This is a genomic window from Pseudonocardia sp. EV170527-09, assembly GCF_008369905.1.
In the GTDB taxonomy this organism is placed as follows: Bacteria; Actinomycetota; Actinomycetes; order Mycobacteriales; family Pseudonocardiaceae; genus Pseudonocardia.
On record NZ_VRMC01000318.1, the window covers coordinates 1 to 527 of the forward strand.

At 56.9% G+C, this 527-nt stretch carries 1 protein-coding gene; it reads left to right on the top strand.

Translation table 11 applies throughout. From position 1 onward, the window contains the following. Positions 1-527: ABC transporter permease (locus FVA95_RS29315; RefSeq protein ID WP_149666941.1), on the top strand; the 527-nt coding region annotated here is incomplete at both ends.

Sequence of the window (527 nt, forward strand, 5' to 3'; positions counted from 1 at the left end):
GGAAATATTGTCAGCTTTCTGCTAACGGGGTCAGTTTTTACTGGCTTTGTTGTTGTCGGGCTGAACGCATTCAGTGGTTACCTACAAGAGGAGCAGGCCACCGGCACGCTCGAATCCGTCCTCGTCATGCCGACGTCAGTAATCAGACCTATGCTATTCTCTGGCGGCGCTGCACTGATTGGCACAGCCCTCGGCTCACTCACGATGGTCGCGATGTTCGGGATCGTGTTAGATGTTCCGTTCGACCCGGATCCGATCGGTGTCGTCTCGGTACTCGGTCTACTCATTCTCGTCACCGGCGGCCTGGGACTCGCTGGTTGCGGCGTGCTGCTCGTGACTAAGCGGGGTGACCCGGTAAAATGGGCCGTCATCACAGCGACAACTCTGTTGTCCGGAGTAATGTATCCCGTTACGATCTTCCCGGAATGGCTGCAGTCAGTTGCAGGTGTTCTGCCCACGACGATTGCACTCGACGGAGTTCGTCTTGCCTTGACCAGGGCCGCCTCACCTGCAGATCTATTTCCCGC